Source organism: Streptomyces sp. NBC_00019, assembly GCF_045041015.1.
GTDB lineage: Bacteria > Actinomycetota > Actinomycetes > Streptomycetales > Streptomycetaceae > Streptomyces.
Genome location: NZ_CP108302.1, coordinates 1,323,963 through 1,347,089 on the forward strand (window position 1 = coordinate 1,323,963; position 23,127 = coordinate 1,347,089).

14 protein-coding genes and 1 pseudogene are annotated in these 23,127 nt (G+C 71.6%); 3 read left to right on the plus strand and 12 right to left on the minus strand.

Features of this window, described 5'->3' with window-relative positions:
* Positions 1-120: 120 nt before the first annotated feature.
* A complete protein-coding gene (locus tag OHU89_RS06565; protein WP_405640775.1) occupies positions 121-1,566 on the plus strand; it encodes a PP2C family protein-serine/threonine phosphatase in 1,446 nt (481 codons plus the stop codon).
* A 47-nt stretch (positions 1,567-1,613) separates the two neighbouring features.
* Here the strand turns inward: OHU89_RS06565 and OHU89_RS06570 are convergent, their stop codons facing one another.
* Positions 1,614-3,104: a hypothetical protein gene (locus OHU89_RS06570; RefSeq protein ID WP_405640778.1), complete on the minus strand. Its 1,491-nt coding sequence runs from the start codon at positions 3,102-3,104 to the stop codon at positions 1,614-1,616.
* A gap of 252 nt (positions 3,105-3,356) precedes the next feature.
* Between OHU89_RS06570 and OHU89_RS06575 the strand changes: the two genes are divergently transcribed.
* Together OHU89_RS06575 and OHU89_RS06580 are read left to right on the plus strand one after the other, a co-directional pair.
* Positions 3,357-4,496, plus strand: a complete 1,140-nt coding sequence (locus OHU89_RS06575) for an aminoglycoside phosphotransferase family protein (RefSeq protein ID WP_405640781.1) — start codon at positions 3,357-3,359, stop codon at positions 4,494-4,496.
* Positions 4,497-4,772: 276 nt separating this feature from the next.
* Positions 4,773-6,728 carry an N-acetylmuramoyl-L-alanine amidase gene (locus OHU89_RS06580; RefSeq protein WP_405640784.1) on the plus strand — a complete coding sequence of 652 codons (1,956 nt, stop codon included), beginning with the start codon at positions 4,773-4,775 and terminating at the stop codon, positions 6,726-6,728.
* On the opposite strand, the gene OHU89_RS06585 is transcribed toward OHU89_RS06580, so the two are convergent.
* The 11 genes and pseudogenes from OHU89_RS06585 to OHU89_RS06635 form a co-directional block, all read right to left on the minus strand.
* The gene (locus OHU89_RS06585) at positions 6,674-10,510 is read right to left on the minus strand and encodes a hypothetical protein (protein ID WP_405640787.1); all 3,837 of its coding nucleotides are present in this window, start codon (positions 10,508-10,510) and stop codon (positions 6,674-6,676) included. The two genes, OHU89_RS06580 and OHU89_RS06585, sit on opposite strands and share 55 nt — an antisense overlap.
* A gap of 274 nt (positions 10,511-10,784) precedes the next feature.
* Complete coding sequence (locus OHU89_RS06590; RefSeq protein ID WP_405654351.1) at positions 10,785-13,013, minus strand: glycosyl hydrolase family 95 catalytic domain-containing protein; 2,229 nt, start codon at positions 13,011-13,013, stop codon at positions 10,785-10,787.
* Between the two features lie 208 nt (positions 13,014-13,221).
* Positions 13,222-13,719, minus strand: a complete 498-nt coding sequence (locus OHU89_RS06595) for a hypothetical protein (protein ID WP_405640789.1) — start codon at positions 13,717-13,719, stop codon at positions 13,222-13,224.
* A gap of 152 nt (positions 13,720-13,871) precedes the next feature.
* The gene (locus OHU89_RS06600) at positions 13,872-16,754 is read right to left on the minus strand and encodes an AAA family ATPase (RefSeq protein WP_405640792.1); all 2,883 of its coding nucleotides are present in this window, start codon (positions 16,752-16,754) and stop codon (positions 13,872-13,874) included.
* A gap of 173 nt (positions 16,755-16,927) precedes the next feature.
* Positions 16,928-17,527 carry a CGNR zinc finger domain-containing protein gene (locus OHU89_RS06605; RefSeq protein WP_405640794.1) on the minus strand — a complete coding sequence of 200 codons (600 nt, stop codon included), beginning with the start codon at positions 17,525-17,527 and terminating at the stop codon, positions 16,928-16,930.
* 30 nt (positions 17,528-17,557) lie between these two features.
* Positions 17,558-18,456, minus strand: a pseudogene (locus OHU89_RS06610) (universal stress protein).
* 129 nt (positions 18,457-18,585) lie between these two features.
* On the minus strand, positions 18,586-18,828 hold the full coding sequence (locus OHU89_RS06615; protein WP_266896638.1) for a DUF397 domain-containing protein: 243 nt from the start codon (positions 18,826-18,828) through the stop codon (positions 18,586-18,588).
* A 106-nt stretch (positions 18,829-18,934) separates the two neighbouring features.
* The gene (locus OHU89_RS06620; RefSeq protein ID WP_405640796.1) at positions 18,935-20,101 is read right to left on the minus strand and encodes a thiolase domain-containing protein; all 1,167 of its coding nucleotides are present in this window, start codon (positions 20,099-20,101) and stop codon (positions 18,935-18,937) included.
* The gene (locus OHU89_RS06625; RefSeq protein ID WP_405640798.1) at positions 20,098-21,141 is read right to left on the minus strand and encodes a thiolase domain-containing protein; all 1,044 of its coding nucleotides are present in this window, start codon (positions 21,139-21,141) and stop codon (positions 20,098-20,100) included. The genes OHU89_RS06620 and OHU89_RS06625 overlap by 4 nt, the downstream gene beginning before the upstream one ends.
* Complete coding sequence (locus tag OHU89_RS06630) at positions 21,138-22,079, minus strand: Zn-ribbon domain-containing OB-fold protein (RefSeq protein WP_405640800.1); 942 nt, start codon at positions 22,077-22,079, stop codon at positions 21,138-21,140. The genes OHU89_RS06625 and OHU89_RS06630 overlap by 4 nt, the downstream gene beginning before the upstream one ends.
* A 115-nt stretch (positions 22,080-22,194) precedes the next feature.
* Entirely contained in the window at positions 22,195-22,995 is an 801-nt protein-coding gene (locus OHU89_RS06635; RefSeq protein ID WP_351688121.1) for a crotonase/enoyl-CoA hydratase family protein, read from the minus strand.
* Positions 22,996-23,127: the final 132 nt, after the last annotated feature.

Below are 23,127 nucleotides of genomic sequence, written 5' to 3' on the forward strand. Positions count from 1 at the left end.
TGCCAGAAGCACCACCGTATCGTGTGTTGCCGAATCCCTTACAGGGCGTCGCGGGCTGTGCCACAGTCGTAACGGTCCCTCCCTCAGCCTTGGTCGTATCTCCCCGTATCGGAGCGCGTCATGCCGTCCCATCTCTCTGCGGACCGCCCAGCCGCCCAGCCGCCGGGCGGCGGCTCGGTCGACGCGCTCATATCGCAGACGCGACGGCTCAAGGGCGACGTGGACGCCGTACGACGGGACGCCCAGGACGACGGATCGGACCCGCAGGGACGCTGGCAGCGCGCGCTGTACGACCTGGCGCTGCACCAACTCAACGACCTCGACGAGCACTTGGCACAGCTGCGGGAGGGCCCACCCGCGCCCGCAGCGGTCGAGCCGGCACCCGCCACCCCGACCGCTCCCCGGCGCGACTCCCTGCTCAGCAGGGTCGGCAGCGCGGAGTGGAACCTGCTGACGGACGAGGCCAGTTGGTCCGGCGAGCTCTACCAGATCCTGGGCCGCGACCCGGCCGCTCCCCCGCTCACCCTCGACGAACTGCCGTCCCTGGTGCTCGACGACGACCGGCCGAAGCTGACGTCGATGGTCACGGACTGCCTCGTCGACGCCAAGCCCATCGACGGGGAGTTCCGTATCCTGCGCCCGGACGGTGCCGTGCGCACCGTGCACATGATGGGCGAGCCCGTGCTCGACGCCGACGGCAGCACCACGTCCATGTGGGCCGTGCTGCGGGACGTCAGCGAACTGCGCCGCAGCCAACGGGTGGTGAGCGAGACCCGTGACTCGCTGCAGCACCACGAGCACCACGAGCACCACGAGCACCACGCGCACCGCGCGCAGACCGAGCACCGGCTCGCGGTCGAGCTGCAGGAGGCTGTGCTGCCGCCGTGGCGCGGCTCCCTGCGGCTCCCGCAACGCAGCCCCGAGACCCTCGATCTGGCGACGCACTATCTGCCGTCCTCGACGAGCGCGTTGATCGGCGGCGACTGGTACGACGCGCTCGAACTCGCCGACGGCGACATGCTGCTCAGCGTCGGCGACCTCACCGGCCACGGTGTCGCCGTGGCCTCGGGCATGGCGACCCTGCTGGGTGCCGTGCGCGGCATGGCCATGGCGGGCACCCAGCCGGGACAACTGCTGTCCTGGCTCAACCAGTTACTCGACGCCACCGTGCAACCCGCGCTCGGCAGCGCCATCTGCTGCCGCTACCGGCCCGAGACCCGCACACTTGCCTGGGCACAGGCCGGACACCCCGCCCCGCTGCTGTTCCGCGACGGGACGGGGCGCAGGCTGAGCGCACCGGACGGCGTCCTGCTCGGCGCGACCTCAGGTGCCTCCTACGAGCAGGCCGAAGAGCCCCTCGAAGCCGGCGACCTGATCCTGCTGCACACCGACGGGCTGGTGCCCGGGCACGACAGCATGGCGGCCGTGAACCTTCTCCTCGACCTGGCCCCGCGCTTCGACGAGGCGCGCACCGCACAGGACTGTGCACGGATGGTCGTGGAGGAGTTCGGCGAGACCGAGCGCGAGGACGACGCCTGCGTGCTCATCGCCAAGGTGACTGGCTGAAAGGAAAGCGACAGCCTGAGAATTCAGGGCTTCAGCGCACAAACCCCCTATGCCCGTGCGCTGTTGCCGCCCTTGGCCGTCCTCGGCAGGGACAGCTTGATCTCCTCCCTCAGCTCGTAGATCTTCGGGTAGCTGGAGTACTCGGCGGTGAGCCGGTACATCTGGCGCAGCCGGTCCCAGGTGCGGTGCGAGGAGTTGGATCCCATCGACACCAGCGCCAGCCGGGCGTACCGGTCCGCCTGTTCCGGGTCGTCCGCGATGAAGCAGGCCGAGGCCATCGACAGGAAGTCGAAGATCTTCGACCGCTGCCGCCCGTCGACCCGCAGGGCCAGGGCCTTCTCCGCGTAGTGCTGCGCATGTACGGCCGCGGTCGGCTCGTGCTCCGCCAGCGTGCGGTAGGCCAGGGCCTGCATGCCGTACAGATCCTCCTCCTTGAAGGTCTGCATCCAGCTCGGCGGTGGCACGTCGCCCTGGTCCGAGACGAAGAGGTCCTCCGCCTGTCCGAGGGTGCGGCGCATCGCCTGCCCCTTGCCCATCGACGCCTGTGCCCAGGCCTCGATGGTGTAGAGCATCGCCCTGGTGCGCGGCAGCGCCTGTTCTCCGGAGCCGGACTGGGCGAGCTTCATCAGGTCGAGTGCGTCGTCGGGCCGGCCCAGGTGCACCATCTGGCGAGCCGCTCGGGAGAGCGCCTCCCCGGCGCGGGGCCGGTCGCCGCCCTCACGGGCCGCATGGGCGGCGATGACGAAGTACTTCTGGGCCGTGGGCTCCAGGCCGACGTCGTGCGACATCCAGCCCGCGAGGACGGCGAGGTTGGCGGCGACGCCCCACAGGCGCCGCTGCAGATGTTCGGGGTGTCGGTAGGCGAGCATGCCGCCCACCTCGTTGAGTTGGCCTACGACCGCCTTGCGCTGCAGCCCGCCGCCGCGAGCCGCGTCCCACGCCCGGAACACCTCGACGGAACGCTCCAGTTCCTCGATCTCCTGCGATCCGATGGGGGCGGCCTCGTAGCGGTCGAACCCAGCGGGGTCGGCGTGCAGGGGATCGTCGAGCCTGGGAGCGTCGGCCGTCAGGGCCGGATCGGAGTGCAGCCAGTCGTGCATGGCGCTGCTGAGGGCGGATCCTGCGGTGAGCGCGACGCCCGCACCCACCAAGCCGCGTCGGTTGAGCATGAGGTCCATTCCCGTGAATTCGGTGAGGACCGCCGCGGTCCGCTCGGGCGCCCACGGCACACCGTCGGGATGTTCCACACTCCCGGCGTCCTGCCGTTTCCCCGCACGCCCGTGCCGGACCAGACCGAGGTCCTCGATGGTCACGACACGGCCGAGACGCTCGGTGAACAGAGCAGCCAACACACGGGGCACCGGATCGCGCGGGATCTCTCCCGTGTCGATCCAACGCCGCACCCGTGAGGTGTCGGTCGACAGCTGGGGGTGGCCCATGGCCGCCGCCTGCCGGTTGACCAGCCTCGCGAGTTCACCCTTGGACCAGCCGGCCAGGCCGAACAGGTCCGAAAGTCGGGTGTTGGGTTGTCCGCTCACGTCAAGCCCCCAGGTTCTCGGCTGAGTTGACAGTAGCCCGGTGGGAGGTGCCGAGCGACTATTCGCCAGGGTTCGCCAGGGTGCGCCAGATGGTGTGCTACTGGGCGATGGGTGTCAGGTAGGAACGCGCCACCCCGACCCGGCCGCTGCCATATGACGGGAGCATTCCCCAGGGTGCACCTCGGGCGGTCGGGCCGGGTAGCGCACTGCGCAGACATGCACTGCAGGCACACGAAGGGATCTGTTTCGCCCATGTACGCAGCATCGTCCTCCGTGTCCGCCCCGCCCCGGCCGCTGCACCCCCGCCCGGCGGGCAGCGGCCCCTACCTCGACCCCGCTCGCCCGGCGGCCCCCGTGCTCGGTGCCGGCAGGACGCGGCGCGCTCCGGGGCTCGGCACACAACCGCTCAGCGGGAGACTCGACTTGTCCGGCCCACAGGGCGCGCAGCTGCGTACGGCGATCGCGTCGGTGCACCGGATCTGTCCGGAGTTCGCTCCGGTCCAGGTGCTGCGCCGCAGCGGCCGCTCCGTCCTCCTGGTGGGGACGACCGGGCGCAGTACGGCCGTCGCGAAGTGTTTACTGGACCACTCCCCCGCATGGGCCGAGCGGATCCGCCACGAGATAGCGGCATACCGCTCGTTCGTCCGGCACCGCCCGCCCGTGCGGGTGCCCCGGTTGATCGCGGCGGACCCGGACAACTGCACCCTGGTGATCGAGCGGATGCCGGGACGGGTGGCGGCGCTGCACCGGCACCCGGCGGAGGCCCCGCCGCGGGCGGACATCCGGGCGGCGCTCGGTGCGATCTGCCGGCTGAACGCCTGGCGGCCGCCGGCGGGCACCTTCGACGCTCCGCTGGACTACGCGGCCCGTATCTCCCGGTACCACGAGCTGGGGCTGCTCACCGACCGCGACATGGGTGACCTGCAGAAGCTGCTCCACGGCATCGCGGCGACCTCGGGCCGGCACGGCATGGGACAGTTCTGCCACGGCGATGCACTGCTCTCGAACATCCTTCTGTCACCGGCCGGTCCAGTGCTGGTGGACTGGGAGCACGCGGGCTGGTATCTGCCGGGGTACGACCTGGCGACGCTGTGGTCGGTGCTCGGGGACGCACCGGTGGCCCGTCGTCAGATCAGCCAGATCGCGCAGTCGGCGGGCCCGGCCTCGCGCGACGCGTTCCTGGTGAACCTGATGCTCGTACTGACCCGTGAGATCCGTACCTATGAAACGGCCGTGCAGCGTTCGATGCACGACACGACCCCGGCGGCACCAGGAGTGGCCCACCCAGGTGCTGCGCCGTCCGGCGAGGAGCAGCGCCTACTGCTGAGGCGGCTGCACGACGACTGCCAGCTGGCCCGACGGGCCGTACGCGCGGCGGTCGGCACTCGCTGACGGGGACGAAGGTCCGCGGTGCGCCTGAGAGACAGCGGCGCACCGCGGACCTTCGTATGTCCGCCCTCGCACGGTCCCTCGCAAACGGCCCATTGGTGTAAGCCACTGACGCCCCGCAGGCCCGAAAGGTGCCGCCACGAAACTCCCGGGACCCCCGGTTGACAAGGCATTTCTCCTTGCCCTGGGCATGATTGACGGATCGTCGGCCAGCCGGTACCACTGACGCACGCCCGGCCCCGCACGGCTCATCGCAACCGACCGTCCCAGGAGGCTGCAATGCGAGGATCCGACCCGACCAGCGCCTCCGGGCACAGACATACGCGAGCCGCCGTCGGCGCGGTCGCCATCGCGGCGCTGCTGCTGCCCCTGCTCGGCGCGACCCCCTCCGGCGCACAGGCCTCGGCGAACAGCCTCCAACTGGCGTTCGCCTCGGCGGCCGCCAGATACGAGGTCCCGCAGAGCGTCCTCCTCGGCGTCTCCTACCTGCAGTCCCGTTGGGACGCGCACGCGGGGGCGCCGAGTGTGACCGGCGGCTACGGCCCGATGCACCTCACCGACGCCCGGACCGCGCTGGCCGAGGCCCCGCACCACAGCGAGGGCACGGAGGACGCGCGCGGCGACAGCGCCCGGGCGCCCCTGCTGCCCGAGACGGAGGTGCCGGCACCGACCGAGTTCCCGGCCCGGCTCACGACGTTGCCGAAGGCGGCGGGACTGACCGGACTGAGCGCCGAGGAGCTGCGGACCGATCCCGCGGCGAACATCGCCGGCGGCGCCGCGCTCCTGGCGAACACGCAGAAGGGCCTGGGCGAACCGCTCAGCGAGGACCCGGCCGACTGGTACGCGGCGGTGGCCCGCTTCTCGGGCGCCGACGACACCGCGACGGCGGCGGCATACGCCAATGACGTGTACGACGTGATCCGCACCGGCGAGGAACGCGCCACGGACGCCGGTCAACTGGTCGCCCTGGCGGCCCAGCCGGACGTCACCCCCGACACCTCCGGCATGCGGCGGGCCGGTCTCCGCACGCTCGACACCGGGGACACGCAGTGCCCGAAGTCGGTCTCCTGCGAGTGGATCCCGGCGCCGTACGAGGAGTTCGGCGACAACGACTACGGCAACCACGACCTGGGCGACCGGCCGAAGGCACAGAGCATCAAGTACATCGTCATCCACGACACCGAAGGCGCCTGGGAAGGCGTCCTCAACCTCGTCCAGGACCCCACCTACGTCTCCTGGCAGTACACGCTGCGCTCCACCGACGGCCATATCGCCCAGCATGTGAAGGCCAAGGACGTGGCCTGGCACGCGGGCAACTGGTACGTCAACGCCAAGTCGATCGGTCTGGAGCACGAGGGCTTCCTGGCCAATCCGGACGCCTGGTACACGGAGGCGATGTACCGCTCCTCGGCGCGGCTGGTGAAGTACCTCGCCAAGAAGTACGACATCCCGCTGGACCGGCAGCACATCCTCGGCCACGACAATGTGCCGGGCCCGACCACGGCCACCGTCGGCGGCATGCACACCGACCCCGGGCCGTACTGGGACTGGCGGCACTACTTCGAGCTGCTCGGCCGCCCCTTCAAGGCCACCGGCGCCAAGCAGGCCGGGCTGGTGACGATCCGCCCCGACTACGCGACCAACCAGCCGGAGTACACGGGCTGCGTCACCAAGGGCGAGCCGTGCGCGGCGCACGGCTCCAGCGAGGTGCGGCTGTACTCCGGGCCGGGCAAGAGCTACCCCCTGATCAAGGACATCGGTCTGGGCACGGTGCCGGGCACCGGGGTGAACGACATCTCCTCGCGGGTCTCCACCGGTCAGCAGTACGCGGTCGCCGGGCGCGACGGCGACTGGACGGCGATCTGGTACCTGGGTCAGAAGGCCTGGTTCGAGAACTCGGAGAAGGACCCGGCCGCGGTGAGCACCAAGGGCCAAGTGGTGACGCCGAAGGCCGGCGTGGAGAGCGTCCCGGTGTACGGGCGCGCGTACCCCGAGGCCTCCGCGTACCCGACGGGAGTGCCCGCACAGGCGGTGTCGCCGCTGCCGTACAAACTGCCCAAGGGCCAGAAGTACGTGGTCGGCGACAAGGTGCCGGGGGAGTACTACTACGCGGTCACGTTCACCACGGACTCGCACAAGGTCGTGGTCGGCAAGGATCTCTACTACGAGATCCAGTTCGGTCACCGGGTGGCGTTCGTGCGGGCGGCGGACGTCGACGTGCAGGTCTCCCGGTAGGGGACGTCCGGCAGTTGGCGGTGCCACTCCTCGGGTGAGAGGCCGTCGCGGACCCGTCGGCAGACGGTGTCGGCGGCGGCCTCCGGTGTGATCTCGTACGTCTGCACGGGGGTGTGGTCCCCCGCGGCGTGGAGGAGAGTGCCGTCGGGGCTGAAGGCCAGGGCTCCGACGGTGTCGCCCGGGGTGGGCAGCGGTGATCCGATACGGCGACGGGAGGCGACGTCCCAGAGACGGAGCGTGCCCTCGTCGCCGACGACCGCCAGGGTGCGTCCGTCCGGGGAGAACGCCACCGCGGAGACGTACTGGTACGTGGTGGTGTCGGGGTCGGCGAGGACGCCGAGTCGGCCTTTCAGCCGGCCGTCCCAGAGCTCGACCCGGCCGGACCCCTCTCCGACCGCGAAGTACCTGCCGTCCGGGCTGAAGGCCATGGCGGTCCCGCCGCCGGGGAGACCTGTCGAAGGCAGCCGTGTGCCGGCGGGAAGCCGGTAGGCCTCGCCGCCGGTGGTGACGACGAGATCGCCCTCGGGATGCAGGAGGGTGCCGCCGGACGTGCCGGACAGGGTGTCGGTCGTCGTGCGGCGTCCGATGTCCCAGACCCGGGTCTCGGCCGTGTCGGGGGTGGGTTCCTCGGTGAGCAACAGGGAGCGGTCGTCAGGGCCGAAGGCGATGTGGGCGAGTGGGGTCGGGCCGAGTTCGTCGGGGGTCAGGGTCGTGGTGACCCGGCGGTCCTGGGTGTCGTAGAGCCGGATGCGTTCCGGCGTCCTGGCGGTGACGTAGTGCGCCACCCCGTAGGCGAGCGTCTTGCCCGTCGAGTCGTAGGACAGGGTGACGGTGCAGTGGATGAGCGGTGTGTCGCCCTCGGGGACCTCGCACGGCATACGGCCGAGGTCGGCGAGACCGCGGCCCGTGCGGGCGTCCAGGAGGCGGAAGCGCAGGTGCTTGCCGTCGGGGTCCGGTCGGACCGTGGCGAGGGTGGTGCCGTCCGGGCTGAACCGTTCCGCGGAGGTCCGGGTGGTGCTCCAGTCGGAGGTCGTCGCTCTGCCCAGGGCGACCGTGTGCACGGTGGGACCCCACACTCCTTCGGCGCCGCCGAGGTAGCGCAGGGTGTTCCTGTCGAGCCGGATCTCCTTGACGACCTCGCCGGAGAGCCGGTGGCGGAAGACCGGGAAGACGGGGGTGGTCAGGCGCCAGACCAGGATCTCGTCGCCGTCCGAGGCCGCCATGAAGGTGCCGTCCGCGCTGAACTGGGCCAGTTTCAGGCCGCTGTACTCCACGGCGGCGACCTGCCGGCCGGTGTCGATCCGCCAGGCGCGGAAGCCACTGGTGTCGATGATCCCCAGCAGACGGCCGTCGGGGCTGAAGGTGATCTGTTCCTGGAGGCAGGTGCCCACGGAGACCTCGGGCAGCCAGAGGGCACTGATCCGGCGCTGTCGCCCGACGTCCCACAGCTGGAGGCGGCGGCCGGGTGCGCAGAGGGCGAGGTGACGGTCGTCGGGGCTCACCGTCGCGTCGGGCATGCCCTCGCCGGACAGCACCGCGGTACGGCGCTCTCGCTGCAACTGCTTGCGCACCGCTGTCAGCCGGGCCCAGGGGGTGCCGCCCTCGCTGAGGGTCCCGGGGTTCTCGATCTCCAGCAGCTTGTGTCGGGACCGTGCGTCCCAGAGCTCGATGCGCGTCCCGTCGTAGGCGACGAGGGTGCGGCCGCTGGGGCCCATCTCCACGCCGTCGTCGGCGTCGGTCAGGGGCGCTCCGGCGCGTCCGGTGGCGAGGTCGTGGACCGCGACCTCGGTGCCCTCGAAGACGGGGAGCCAGTCCGCGTCCGTCCGGGGGAAGCCCGCCTGCGTCATGGTGGCGCCCAGGCCGGGCAGTCCGGCGGTGCGGCGGTCGTCGTCGACGTCCCAGCGGGTCACCCGGTCCGTGCCCAGGCTGAGCAGGGTGCGTCCGTCGGCGCTGAGCCGGCGCATGGTCTGCTTGCCGCGGTCCGGGTCGGTGAAGACGTGCTGTTCGTGCTGGGCGGCGGCCGCGAGCAGCGCGGACCTGGTCTCCGGCAGGTCGGCGACCCGCCAGGCGGCGAGGCCGAGGCGCATCGAAGTGACCGGGTCGGACATCCGCAGACTCTCCGCCACGCCGGCGATCCGACGGGCCTCGGCCTCGGCGTGGCGCTGCTCGCTCGACCGGTTCTGCTGCCAGGCCACGAGGCCCGCGACGAGGCTGAGCACCACCAGGACGGACAGCAGGGTGAACCGCGTCCGGGCCCGTCGTCGCTCACGGTGGCGGGCTCCTGTACTCCCGTCCAGGAACTCCCGTTCCAATGGCGTGAGTTCGGACTCACGTCTCGCGAAGTGCTCCTCGGCGCCGGCCAGCCGGACGCCCCGGTACAGGGAGTCCGGGTCGCGGTGGAGTGACGCCCAGGTGTGGGCGGCCTCGGTGAGGTGGCGCTGGGCGCGGAGGCGTTCACGGTCCTCGTCGATCCAGGTGCGCAGCCGGGGCCAGGCGGTGAGGAGTGCCTCGTGGGCCAGGTCGACGGTTCCGTCGTCGAGGGTGATCAGCCGTGCGCGGGCGAGGCGTTCGAGGACGAGGACGGTGTCGGCGTCCTCCTTGACGGCGTCATCCCCGGCAGCGTCTCCCCCGACGGCTTCGGCGCCACCAGCCTCGTCCCCGACGGCCAGTTCGGCGCGGTCGGCCGGGCGCCGGGTGTCCGGGGTGCCCTGACCCGGGGTGACCAGCCGGAGCAGAATACGGCGGGCGGTCACGGCCTGTGCGGGGGTGAGGCCCGCGTAGAGCTCCTCCGCGGTGTGGGCGATGGCTCCATGGATACCGCCGGCCGCTTCGTACGCCGCTTCCGTCAGGTTCCGTCCCCGGCGACGGCGCCAGGTCTCCAGCAGGGCGTGGGACATCAGCGGCAGGGCGCCCGGTTCGTCGGACACGTCGTCCAACAGGCGTGCGGTCAGTGTGCGTTCCACGACCAGGCCGCCGAGGGCGGCGGGCCGGACGATGGTCTCGCGCAGCTCGTCGGGGCCCATGGGAGCGACGAGCAGGGTGGCGTCCTGGGCGGCTTCGGCGAGGCGTGGGTGGCGGGTCAGATGGCCGTAGAAGTCGGCGCGTACGGCGAGAACGACCCGCTGCCGTGAGCCGTCGAACAGCAGGTCCAGGAAGCGGGCGCGCTCGTCCGGGTCCGTGCAGAGGGTGAAGAGTTCCTCGAACTGATCGACCAGGACGACGGGCGCGCCCGATGCCAGGACGTCTGCGTGGGTGGCTGCGGGGTGCGGGCCGGGGGCGAGGACATGGACACGGAGCCCCTTCGGGAGCCGGGGGACGAGCCCGGCGCGCAGGAGTGAGGACTTTCCACTGCCCGAGGGACCGACCAGGACGACGACGGGCTCGCGGCCCACCATCCCCACCAGCCGCTCGACGAGTCGGTCGCGGCCGAAGAACCGCTGGTGGTCCCCGACCTCGAAGCGGGCCAGACCCAGGTACGGGGCCTGGCCCGGGTCGTCCATGGCGCGCCGGTCCGCCGTCTCCTCCTCGGCCGCCCGGTGCCAGCGCCGCTCCCACTCGTCCGGGTCGCCGCCGCACGCGGCGACGTAGGCGAGGGTGACCTGTAGGGACGGGAGGCGGTCGCCGGCCGCGGCCTGGGCGAGCGTGGCGGTGGAGTAGTGGGCCCGCGCGGCCATGGCGCGGTAGGTGAGGCCATCGGCCTCCTGTCGCAACTTCCGCAGCTCGTAGGCGAATCGGGCGACGGCACCCTCGGTCGGGTCCAGCGGTCGCTCTCGTCGCCCCATGGCACCCCCTCGACATCGCACGTTACGGAGCCGGGCCATGGCGGGGCAAGGCGGCGAGGCCTGCCTGTCCGGGTAATTGTCCGGAGTGGCGAAAGGGGGCTGCCGGACAACTCCCCGCGCCGGAAAACTGAGCTCACGGCACCCCGGGACGGCCGTCGCGGCGGACGGTACGGGGGAACCCCGGGTGCCGCCGTGGTGGGTGGGACGACCGTGCCGCGGGCGGGCTCCGGAGGGCCGAGCACGGGGGGCTACGGCCCTCCGGAGTCCACGAGGTTCAGGCCTCCCAGGTGTGGCGACGGCCCGCGACCGCCTTGAACGTCAGCTCCCCGCTTCTGAACAGGTCGCTGCGTACGGTCAGTTCACGTGTCCGTGACGCCGTCAGCGCGATCCGGGCCGCCCGGCCGCCGGCCCACTCGACGTCGACGGTGGCACCACCGCGGGCACGCAGTCCCCGCACCGAGCCGTCGGGCCAGGCGGCGGGCAGGGCGGGCAGTATCTCGATCACGTCGTGCTGGCTCTGCAGGAGCATCTCCACGATCCCGGACGTGGCACCGAAGTTGCCGTCGATCTGGAACGGCGGGTGGGTGTCCCAGAGGTTGGGCAGGGTGGAGAGCTTGAGTTGTTCGCCGAGCATGAGGTGGGCGTGGTCGCCGTCGCGCAGCCGGGCCCAGAAGTTGACCTTCCACGCCTTGGACCAGCCGGTGCCGCCGTCGCCGCGCGCGGTGAGGGAGACCTTGGCCGCCTCGGCCCACCGGCTGCCGGGCTCGATCTGGCGTCCCGGGTGGAGGGCGAACAGGTGGGAGACATGCCGGTGTTCGTCGGTGGGGTCGTCCAGGTCGGCCTTCCACTCCTGGAGTTGCCCCCAGGAGCCGATGCGCAGGCCGGGGTCGAGCCGCCCGAGCGTCTCTTCCAGACGGGTGCGGAAGCCGGGCGAGTCACCGAGGATCCGGGCCGCTTCGAGGGTGTTGGTGAACAGGTCGTGGACGATCTGCTGCGACATGGCCGCACCGGCCGTGAAGTCCCCGTGCTCCGGCGAGTAACTGGGCGTGACGACGAGGGTGCCGTCGCGCGGGTCGGTGCGCAGGTTGTCCAGCCAGAACTCGGTGGCCTCCTTCAGCACCGGGTACGCGGTGGTGCGGAGATAGGCCGTGGAGCCGCCGAACCGGTAGTGCTCGTACAGCTGTTGGGTGAGCCAGGCCGCCGCCTCGGGGAACCAGAACGCGGTCGCCCAGTCGTGCACACCGGTGAAGCCGTACGGATTGGTCTCGTTGTGCACGACCCAGCCGCGCGAGCCGAACATCTCCTGGGCGCTGACGCGTCCCGGAGCGCGCAGCGCCTCGACGAAGCGGTCGTAGGGCTCCGTCGTCTCGGCGAGGTTCGCGGCCTCGGCGAGCCAGTAGTTCATCTGCAGGTTGATGTTGACGTGGTAGTCGGCGGACCACGGGGGCGAGGTGCTCTGGTTCCAGACACCCTGGAGGTTGGCGGGCAGCGAGCCGGGGCGTGAGGAGGCGATGAGGAGATAGCGGCCGTACTGGAAGAAGAGGGCTTCCAGGGCGCGTTCGGCCGCGGTCGGGCCTGCGGTGTAGGTGGACAGCAGCCGGTCCGTGGGGACGTCCGCGGGCAGTTCCTGGCCGATGTCGAGGGCGACCCGGCGGAACAGGCCACGGTGGTCGCGCAGATGACGGCGCAGGAGCGCCTGGTGGTCCGTGCCCGTCCGCTCGACGGTCCGGGTGATGGCGGCGTGCGGGTCCGCGCCTCGGTAGCCGGGGTAGGTGTCGGCGTAGTCGGTGCCCGCGGCCAGGACGAACCAGGCGCTGTCGGCGCCGGTCACGGTGATGGTGCCGTCGGTGTGGGAGCTGAGGGTGCCGCCCTTGCTGCGGACCCGGATCTGCGCCTCGAAGCGCAGACCGTTGTCGGCGAGCGCGCCCCGCACCGTCAGGGTTCCGTCGGCCGCGGTGGTGGTGAAGTCGGCGCGCGGTGAGGTGTACCGGAGGGTGAAGGTGACGCTGCCGGGCCGGTCGGCGGTCAGCCGCCCCACGATCGCGCCGTCGGGGTGGGAGGCGAAGAACTCCCTTCGGTGGCGCACCCCTTGATGGGTGTACGTGACGGACGCGACGGCCTTGTCGAGGTCGAGCTCGCGGCGGTAGTCGTCCGGGGTGGTGGCCGGTGCGCCGGGGACGTCGAGGTGGAGGTCGCCGAAGGTCTGGTGGGCGCCGTAGCCGACGCGGCGCTGGCCGAGGCGGGCGGCGACCGCGTCGGGGTCGAGGGTGGTCCAGGCGTCGAGATCGTCCTGGACGGCGGTGACGGCGCCGGGGCGGGCGTCGCGCCAGTTGCCGTGGTCGTAGCCCTGGGCCGAGCCGGGGCCGCCGGTCCACAGAGTCTTCTCGTTGAACTGGAGCCGTTCGGAGGCGAGGGTCCCGAAGATCATGGCGCCGAGTGCGCCGTTGCCGATGGGGAGGGCTTCGCGTTCCCAGTCGGCGGCGGGGGTGGCGTACCAGAGCACCAAGGGTTGCCCCGATACATCGGAGGAATCGGCAGCCGCCTCGCTGACATCGACCCCTAAGGCGAGCGCACCAGCACCGCTTGCCGCAGCCTTTAACGTCGTTCTTCGAGTGATCTCATACGACATGACCTTGACGCTAGAGGTCCGATGACTTGGCGACAAGGGTCATCACAAGGCGTGCGGAATCCCGAACAGGGGCGGGTCGGGGTCAGCCCTGCTGGAAGAGCTCCGCCGGCAGCGGCTTCAGGAGGGCGTACAGATCGTCGGTGATCGGACGGTCCCACGCGGCGATGGTCACCAGGACATTGTCGCTGCGGTCGAACTGCACGCAGGAGATCCGGCTCTCGGAGAGCTTCAGGCGCCGCACGATCAGAAGGTTGTCGCCCTGCATCACCGGCATGTCCTCGGCGCCGACGACGGTCACCTCCTCCTCGTTCTCCAGCGCGATCAGCAGCTGGGCCACCTCGAAGGGGACCTCGCCCTCGGTGAGCTCCCGAGCCGGGGAGCCCTCGGGGAGGTTACCGATGATCATCGCGGGGCCGCGGCCGCCGAACAGGTCGTAGCGCAGGAAGACACCCTGGCAGGTGCCGTCGGGGGCGGGCAGCAGACCGGCGCCGAGGTTGCCGGGCCAGTCGCCCGGGTCCATGGCCAGGACGTCGAAGTCGGGGCCGGCGGGAGTTGCGCTGCGGCGGCGGAGGAACGACATGCGCCAATGGTACGGGGTGCCGTTCGGCGATGGGCACGTGCGGTCCTGGGGTGCTTCGGTCGATATCCGGGTGCGGGTGGGTGGGGGCTGGTCGCGCCCACGCGGCGGAGCCGCACATCGACACGGCCCCGCGCCCCTTGGTGGGTGGGGGGCTACGTTGGTTTGAGAGCCGCTGCCAGTCCACTGTGGTCGGTGCCCAGCTTTCGGTAGACCGCCGAGAGCAGGCGGGTGACCGCCGGCTCGTCGATGCCCAGCCCGTCGGCGATCTCACGCTTGGTGAGGCCCTCGGCCGTCATGGTGGCTGCCGTGCGTTCGCGAGTCGTCAGCGTGTCCGTGTCCGTGCTGTGCAGCCGCCGCGGGCGCAAACCCGCCGCCGCCAGTTCGTCGCGGGCCGCCTCCACCAGGCCATCCGCACCGCACTGCACCGCCGCGTCCAGGCCCCGGTAGAGGTGCTCCGCCGCCTCCGTGGGGCGCCCCGTGCGCCGTAGCTCCGTGCCCAGCGCCACCAGCGCACATGCCAGCTCGTAAGCGGCCGGGGAGCACTCCAGGTGGGCGACCGACTCCTCCAGGTACTTCACCCGGACCGTGCCCGAGGACACCTCGGCGGCCGTGCGCAGGGCCTGGCCGATGGCGGAGGGGGCGCCGAACTGGCGGGCGCGGGCCACTGCTTCGAGGGCGGTGGTGACCGCGCGTTCAGGGGCGTCGTGGCTCTCGGCGCGGGCGAGGTGGAGCTGCCAGGGGCACCAGGCGGGGTTGCGGATGCCACGGGGGTCGAGACGGCGGCCCGCTGCCGCCAGCTCGGCGGCCGCGTCCTTGGTGAGGCCGCGGGCGAGCAGCAGTTCGCCGTGGACGGTCTGGACGTCGGGGAAGATCACGGCGGCCGGGAAAGGTTCGTTGAAGGAGTAGTCCTCGGCGGTCTGCGCAGCCTCCGTGACGCGCCCGCGGGCGAGCAGGACCTCGATGAGGATGCCGACGGCGTACCAGTGGGCGGGTGTGCCCGGCCCGACGCGTTCGGCCAGCCTGAGTCCCGCGCGCACGAAGTCCTCGGCCTCGGCGAGCCGGCCGCGGCGGAAGCGGAGGTAGGCGAGGAGGGTGTAGCCGAAGGAGAGGTGGGCGCCGCGCCAGCCCTGCCGTTCGAAGTCGGCGATCCCGGCGGCGAAGAGCTCTTCGGCACGGCCGGGGCGGTCCGCGTACATGAAGGCCAGCGCCACCAGCACGGGCACCTCGAAACCGCGGTCGGGTTCGGCCCAGCCGAGGCCGCCGGCGAGGGCGCGTTCGGCGTGATGGAGGGCGACATGGGCGGGTTCGCCGCGCAGCGTCGCGTCCCAGGCGCGCAGGCCGATGATGTACCGCTCGGTGAGGTCGCGGCCCTTGAGGCGGTCGGCGAGTTTGGTGAGCCGGCGGGAGCGGGAGGGGTGGTCGGGCTCGTCGGCACGGAAGGCGTCCCACATGAACTGCTCGGCGACCATGCGCAGCTTGACGCGCGCGTCCTCGGTGACGCGGATCTCGCGGGCGAGGGTGTCGGAGGCCTCGGCGAGCCGGTCGCTGTGGGCGAGGACCTGGGAGAGCCGGTAGACGATGTGGTGCCGCAACTGCCGGTCGGCGATGGGCTCCTCCAGCGCGGCGCGCAGGTGGTTCACCGTGGTGGCCGGTTCGGTGAGCAGGGACGCGCTGCCCAGTTCGTACAGCACGGCTGCCCGGTCCTCGAAGAGCGGGGGTTCGCGCAGGGCGCGGGCGAGGTAGCTGCGGGCGGCGTCGGGGGCTCCGGAGCGGACCGTCTCGCCGGCGGCGGCTCGCAGTTGCTGTACGACCCAGGTGTCGCCGTCGGGGTGGGTCTCCAGGAGGTGGCGGGCGGCCACCGAGGGGCCCTGTCCGTCGTTGATGACGCACCAGGCGGCCTGGCCGTGCAGGGCGACGCGGACCCCTGGGGGGATGGCCCGGTAGACGGCGGTGGCGATGAGCGGGTGGACGAACTCCAGGATGTCGGCACCGGTGAGGACACGGGCGCCACGCAGGGCGTCCGCGGCGTCCGCGGCCTCCTCCTGGCCGAGCCCCGCGACGGCGGCGGCCAGCTGGGGATGGATCTCGGTGCCGAGGACGGCGCAGGCCCAGGCGAAGCGGACGGTGGAGGTGCCGAGCCGTTCGAGCCGGGCGATCAGTCCGCTGCCCTTGACCGCGGCGGCGAGGTCGCGCAGCAGATGGGCACCGGCCTCGGTGGGGGTCAGGCCGCGGTCGCGCACCTTGGCCGTGAGCTCGACGGTCTCGAAGGGGTTGCCTGCGGTGACGGCCCAGCACTCGCGGCAGAACGCGTCGTCGGCGTATGTGCCGAGTGCTTCGCGGACGAGACCGGCGACGGCGACCGCGCTGAGCGGCTCGAGGTCGATGGGCCGGCCACCGGCGCGCCCGGGCAGTCCCCGGAACGACTCGGCGTGATCGGGGAGTTCGTCGGGCCGGTACCCGACGACGAGCAGCAGCGGGAGTTCCTCGGCGCGCGGTGCGAACGCGGCCAGCCAGCGCAGGGATTCAGGATCCGCCCAGTGGGCGTCGTCGAGGACCAGGACCATCGGGGCGCGCTGCACGGCGAGATGGGTGAGTACCCAGTCCAGTCCGTCCCGCAGGCCCTGCTGATCGGGCGGGGCGCCATCGGTGGGCGCGCACAGCCCGAGGGCCGGGCCGACGATGTCGTACCAACTGCCCAACCGGGCACGGAGATCGTCCTCCGCCGCTCCGGCGAACTGGGGTTGCAGAAGTTGCCGGGCCACGTGGAAGGCGACGCGCTGCTCCTGGTCACCACCGCGCGCGGAGAGCACGGTGCAGCCTCGTGCGGCAGCACGCCGACGGACCTCGGCCAGCAGGGTCGTCTTGCCGATCCCGGCCCTTCCGGCGAAGGCGAGCAGAGCGCCGCGAGGCCGACCGGCCGACTCCGACCCGTCCGCACGCAAACCGGTGAGCTCGCCCAACGCCTCGTCCACGGCGGCGAGTTCACTCTCACGCTCGAAAAGCGTCCTGCTGTTCCTGGTGCTGCGCCGGCCCATGGTGCACCCCCTGCCACGGTGATACGCCCACGCGGGGAGCGGACGCGCACCGTGACCTACAGGCACCTCAGCGTACGCTTCCGGCGGGCGGTGCGGGCCCGTGTCGGCGGACCCCTGTTCCATTCGCCTCGAACGCGTCGACCTTGAACGGTAAGGCTCGGCACTGAGCGCGGCTAAGCGCTCCCTTTGTGCCGCTCATGATGCCGAGCCACCCGAGCCCGGTTCCCGCAGGACGGCTTGCACCACTCCTGTCGCGGGTGCTCCTTGATGAAGTACCGCACGCAGCGCGGCGCGTGGCACGCGCGCAACCGCTCCCGGTCCGGGCCGGTGAGGAAGCCGATCGCGGCCTGCGCGAGAACTGATGTCAGCTCCTCTTCACCGTGCATCGCCCGACGCTCTACGGCCGGTTCGGCACCGTCGGACCATCGCAGGACGGGGACGGTGGGGGTGCGGGCGGCAGCCGTGTTGAGCAGTTCGACGGCTTGCGGTGCGGGCAGCAGCCGTGCGGCATCGGCTGGGCTCGGCTCTCCGGGGCGTACCGCGCGGGCGAACAGGGCTCGGACGGCGGCGCGCAGCTCTCGTACGGCGGTCAGCTCCGTGTCTCCGGCCACGTACGCGGCGCCCTGCGGCACGACGTCGGGGTGGGCCCGCACCCATGCGGTGAGCCCGGCGGGCTCGCCCAGGTCATCGGCCACGCCCCCGTGGCCGTCATGGCGGATGGTGAGGGCGAGGTCGAGCGCGAGGCGGGTGTCCCTGTGGGTCGAGTCCTGCATGGACCTAATGATAGGCGGCACTCTCACCCATTAGGCGGTCCCGGGTTCCGGCGGCACCACGGCCACCGGGCTCGCCGCATGCAGCAGCACCGCCTGAGTCACCGAGCCCATCATGCGGGCAGGCGCCAGCAGTCGGCGCCGATGGCGCCCGACCACGACGAGCTCCGCGTCCTTGGACGCCCCGACGAGGTGGCCGGCCGCATCGCCCGGGGCCACGTAGAGTTCGAGCCGCACATCGGCATGCCGCTTGCGGTGCGGGGCGAGGAAGCCTTCGGCCAGCGTGCGGGTCTCGCTCTCGACGGCGTCCTGGTCGATCATCACGGGGACGAGTTCGCCCGGCATCGCCCACGACTGGAGCGGCCACTGGTAGGCGGTGACGACCTGGAGGCGGGCGCCCCGCAGGGCGGCCTCGGTGAAGGCGAAGGCGAGCGTGGTCTCGTCAGGGCTGTCGGCCTGGAGGCCCACGACCACACGCGGCCCCGGTTCGACGGGCGTCTCCGACTCCACCTCACGACCCGGCCGCGGCACCACGACCACCGGGCACTCCGCATCGCGCGCGGCGGCCATACCGTTGGAGCCGAGCAGCAGGCTGGCGAAGCCGCCGCGCCCGCGTGAGCCGAGCACCAACAGCTGTGCGGTCGAGCCCAGTTCGGGCAGCAGCGCGGGCGGTGCGCCCTCCAGCGCGAGATATTCCATCGCCGGCCGGCGATCTCCGCCACCCGGGTGCGTACCTGGTCCAGCACCGAATCCTGGTCCGGCTCCGGCGGCCCGGCGGTCAGGACGTCGGGCCGGGCCCACGCGGCGTACTGCCGTACATGGACCACCCGCAACGGTGCCCGCCGCCTGCGGGCGGCGTCGAGGGCCCAGTCCAGGGCGCGCAGGCTGTCGTCCGAACCGTCGACCGCCGCGATGACCGGCAGGGTGCTCATGGGTTCCTCACCTCCGGAGTACGACCTTCCCCCCGGGCGCCAGCGTCGCTCAGACGCCGGCCCCGGCAGGCTGCTCAAGGTCGCGTGTCCGGAAATACAGGTGAAACACCGCCGGATCGGCCCGTCACGTCACGTGAGGTCGAACTCCCCTTCCCGCGCGCCCGACACGAACGCGCCCCACTCTGCAGGTGTGAAGATCAGGGAAGGGCTCTCCGGGCGGCCGCTGTTGCGCATCGCGATGAAACCCTCGACAAAGGCGATCTGGACATCCCCCAGGCCACGGCTGCTGGAGTGCCAGTCGGCGCTGCTGAGGTCCAGCTGGGGCTTGTCCCAGCCCATGAGCGGCTGCTGCTGGATGGTGGTCTCGGCCACGTCCGTGCTCCTCCCGATTGCGTCGTCCGCGGTCAGCCTAGCGATCGACTCCGAGTGCCGACAGGCCACGTGAGGGGGACCTTTCGGTGACCTTCAGGGAGGCAATTCACGCATCAGGGGGTTCGGACCCCACGAGCCACATCGAGAAGAACTGGGATCCGCCGCCGTAGGCGTGCCCGAGCACCCTGCGGGCCCCGTCCACCTGGTGTTCCCCGGCCTGCCCCCGCACCTGCAGGGCCGCCTCCGCGAAGCGGATCATGCCGGAGGCACCGATGGGATTGGTGGACAGGACACCGCCCGACATGTTGACGGGCAGATCGCCGTCCAGCTCCGTCACTCCTGCCTCGGTGAGCTTCCAGCCCTCGCCCTCGTCGGCGAAGCCGAGGTTCTCCAGCCACATGGGCTCGTACCAGGAGAACGGGACGTACATCTCCACGGCGTCGATGTCCCGGCGCGGGTCGGCGATGCCCGCCTGCCGGTACACGTCGGCGGCGCAATCCTTTCCGGCCTGCGGCGAGACGGCGTCCTTGCCCGCGAAGAGGGTCGGCTCGCTGCGCATGGCGCCGCCGAGCATCCAGGCGGGCGGGCGCGGCGCGCGGGCCGCACCCGCCCGGTCGGTGAGCACCATCGCGCAGGCCCCGTCGGAGGAGGGGCAGGTCTCGGAGTAGCGGATCGGGTCCCAGAGCATGGGCGAGGCCTGGACCTTCTCCAGGGTGATGTCGTGCTCGTGGAGATGCGCGTACGGGTTCTTGAGCGCGTTGCGCCGGTCCTTGTACGCCACCAGCGAGCCGACCGTGTCGGGCGCGCCGCTGCGCCGCATGTACGCGCGTACGTGCGGGGCGAAGAAGCCGCCCGCCCCGGCCAGCAGGGGCTGTTGGAAGGGGATCGGCAGGGACAGGCCCCACATGGCGTTGGACTCGGACTGCTTCTCGAAGGCCAGCGTCAGGACGGTGCCGTGCACGCGGGCCGCGATGAGCCCCGCGGCGACCAGCGCCGTCGAACCGCCCACCGAGCCCGCCGTGTGCACCCGCAGCATCGGCTTGCCCACCGCGCCGAGCGCGTCCGCGAGATACAGCTCCGGCATCATGACGCCCTCGAAGAAGTCGGGCGCCTTGCCGATGACGACGGCGTCGATGTCGGCCCAGCCCAACTCGGCGTCGTCGAGGGCCCGTCGCGCCGCCTCCCGTACGAGCCCGGCGATCGACACGTCCCGCCGGGCCGCGACATGCTTGGTCTGACCGACGCCTATGACGGCCACGGGCTCCTTGCTCATCGCGGATCCCCTTCCAGTACGGCGACCAGGTTCTGTTGCAGACAGGGACCGGAGGTGGCGTGCGCGAGGGCCCGGTCGGACTCGCCGCGATGGATACGGGCGGCGGCCTCACCGATACGGATCAGCCCTGCGGCCATCATCGGGTTGGCGGCGAGCGCCCCGCCGGACGGGTTGACCCGGACGTCGTCGTCGAGCCTCAGCGCCCTGCGCAGCACGACCTCCTGGGAGCTGAACGGCGCGTGCAACTCGGCGGTGTCGACGGGCTGTCGGAAGGCGCCCGCCTTCTCGGCGGCGAGGCGGGTGGAGGGCGAGTCGGTCAGGTCGCGGACGCCGAGGGCGTGTGCCTCGATGCGGTGGTCGATGCCGCGGATCCAGGCGGGGCGCGTGCACAGTTCGCGGGCCCGCTTCCCTGCCGCGAGCACCACCGCGGCCGCCCCGTCGCCGATCGGCGGGCAGTCACCGGTGCGCAACGGCCTTACGACGTAGTCCCCTTGCGGGACGGATCCCTTGAGCTGGGCACGCGGGTTGTCGACCGCACGGCTGCGGGCACCGATCGCGGCCAGCGCCGGTTCGTCGGTGGCGCCCGTGTCGATGAGTGCCTGCGCCTGGAGGGCGGCGAGGGCGACCGAGTCGGGCCACAGGGGCGCGACGTAGTACGGGTCGAGCTGCCGGGTCAGCACATCGCGCAGCGACCCGGGTGAGGACTTGCCGTAGGAGTAGACGAGCGCGGTGTCCGCGTCCCCGGTGAGCAGTTTGGTCCAGGCCTCGTACAGCGCCCACGCGCCGTCCATCTCGACGTGCGACTCGGAGATCGGCGGCCAGGCGCCGACGCCGTCGAGGGCGAGGGTGAAGGAGAAGGCGCGGCCGGCGAGGTAGTCGCTGGAGCCGGAGCAGGTGAAGTCGATGTCCGCGGTCTTCAGGCCGGTCCGGTCGAGGACGTCGTGCAGGACCGGCATGAGCATCTCCACCTCGGACTGTTCCTCGGTGGTGCGCAGGACGTCGGACTGCGCGAAGGCGACGACGGCGATGTCCCTGGTCACAGCAGCTCCTTGTACGTCTCGTAGTCCGCGTCGGGTTCTCCCGTGGGCCGGTAGTGGTCGGGGAAGCGGCCCCCTTCCGTCCACACCGGTTCGACGCGCAGGCCCATCCGCACCTGGTCGTACGGGATGCCGCCGATGCGTCCGTGCAGCGCGAGCCCGGCTCCGTCGAGGGCGATGTGGCCGTAGACGTAGGGGACTTCGATGTCGAGGTTCTTCGCCTTGATGTTGACGATGCAGAACGTGGTGACCGTGCCGCCCGGCCCCACCTCCACCTGTTCCGAGGTGGCGAGGCCGCAGGTGGGGCACGCGCCCCTGGGCGGCACGTACACCTTGCGGCAGGACGGGCAGCGTTCGCCGACGTTGCGCCGTTCGGAGAGGGCGTTGATGTAGGCGGTCTGGGCACGGCCGGGCGAGTAGACGTAGTCGAGGCGGGCGGCCGCGACGATTCCGGTGACCGGGTCCTCGAACTCGCCGCTGTGGCCGGTCGGTTCGGCCGGGTCACCGTCGTACGGCTCGAAGCAGGCGATGTCGGTGATCGCGCCGACGCGGTCCTCGGCCCAGCGGACGCGCACGCGCATGCCGGTGTGCACGGCGTCGGGGCCGGGTGCGTCGAGGGCGTGAAGGAGGGCGGTGTCGGCGCCGTCGAGGCGGACCAGGACCCAGGCGAAGGGCGAGGAGAGGGGCTGGCCGCGGCGGGGTTCGTGGTTCCAGGCCCAGGTGGTGACCGTGCCGGTGGGGGCGACCTCGACGAGGTCGCGGATCTCCCCGGCGGTGACGGGGTCGTACTCGACGGGGGGTACGAGGGTGCGGCCGTCGCCGGTCTTCACACCGAGGACGACGCGGTCGCGCAGGCCGGTGAGGAACGCGCTCTGGACGGGGCCGAGGGAGCGGGTGAACGGGAACTCGACGATCAGGGGAGCTTTGAGGACTGCGGGCATCGGGGTTGCCTCCTTCGGAGCAAGGTGGGTGGATCGCGCCCGGAAGGGGCGCGAGGAACTGCGCGACCAGCCACTGACGGCCCGCGGTGTCCGAACCGCCGCACCCAGCCGAGCGCTACGCTCGCTTGTAGGTGGGCGGTCGTTTCTCCGCGAAGGCGCGGGCCCCCTCCTTGGCGTCGGCGGTGTCGAAGACGGGCCAGCCGCGCTTGAGTTCGGCGGCGAGGCCGTCGGTCTCGGTCATCTCGGCGGTCTCGTACACCGAGGCCTTGACGGCCTCGACCGCCAACGGGCCGCAGGCATTGATCTGTTCGGCGATCTCCAGGGCCTTGGTCAGTGCCGTGCCGTCGGGGACCACGTGTCCGATCAGGCCGATGTCCAGGGCCTCGCGTGCGCTGTACGGGCGGCCGGTGAGCAGCATCTCCAGGGCGTGGGTGCGCGGGATCTGGCGCTGGAGGCGGACCGTGGAGCCGCCGATCGGGAACAGGCCGCGTTTGACCTCGAACAGGCCGAAGGTCGCCGACTCACCCGCGACCCTGATGTCGGTGCCCTGAAGCATCTCGGTGCCGCCGGCGACGCAGTGGCCCTCCACGGCGGCGATCACCGGCTTGCGGGGGCGATGGTGGCGCAGCATCGCCTTCCAGTGCAGGTCGGGGTCGGCCTTGAGCCGGTCCCGGTACTGCTCTCCCTCCATGCCCTTGCCGGCCAGGGCCTTGAGGTCCATGCCGGCGCAGAACGAGCCGCCCGCGCCGGTGAACACGATCGAGCGGACCGAGTCGTCGGCGTCGGCCTCGACCCAGCCGTCGTACAGGCCGACGAGCATCGCCAGCGAGAGCGCGTTCTTGGCCTCCGGCCTGTTGAGTGTGAGCACCAGTGTGGCGCCTTCGCGCTGCACAGTGAGGTGTTCCGTCCCACCCATAGCCCATCTCCCCTCTGAAAGAACGAGAACAGGTTGCAGGAGCGGCCCGGGCTCTTCAAGAGTTTTCTGACAGTCAGTCAGATTTCTTCGCGCGGAGCCTTCACAGTTGGGTCGCCCTTTGCTCTGATGACC